1 protein-coding gene is annotated in these 335 nt (G+C 76.7%); it reads right to left on the bottom strand.

What is annotated here, in order from left to right; all coding sequences use genetic code 11:
• A partial coding sequence (locus HTV45_RS33575) for an NB-ARC domain-containing protein (protein ID WP_251693420.1) occupies positions 1-335 on the bottom strand: 335 nt, incomplete at both ends.

The following is a 335-nucleotide window of genomic DNA, read 5'->3' as shown; positions in this document are numbered from 1 at the left end:
TACTCCGCCAGCGGCAGATGCCGCAGCACCGCGAGACGCATCCCGCTCACCTCCACCGCGAGCGGGAGCGCCCCGCAGGCCCGGACGATCCGCAACGCCGCCCCCGGGTCGGTCCGCAGCCGCCCGGCCCCGATCAGCTTTCCCAGCAGCTCCAGCGCCTCCCCGTCCGCCGGCGCGGGCAACGCGATCCGGTGCACCGGGGCGAGCCCCGCCAACTGCCCCCGGGCGGTGACCAGTACGGAACACTTCCCGGACCGGGGCAGCAGCCCCCGTACGGCCGCTTCGTCCGGCACGTCGTCCAGGACGACCAGCGCCCGGTGCCGGGCCAGCCACCC

It is taken from the genome of Streptomyces sp. CHD11 (genome assembly GCF_018638295.1).
In the GTDB taxonomy this organism is placed as follows: Bacteria; Actinomycetota; Actinomycetes; order Streptomycetales; family Streptomycetaceae; genus Streptomyces.
The sequence above is the reverse complement of the archived record's forward strand: the minus strand, read 5'-3'. Positions and strand labels throughout refer to the sequence as shown.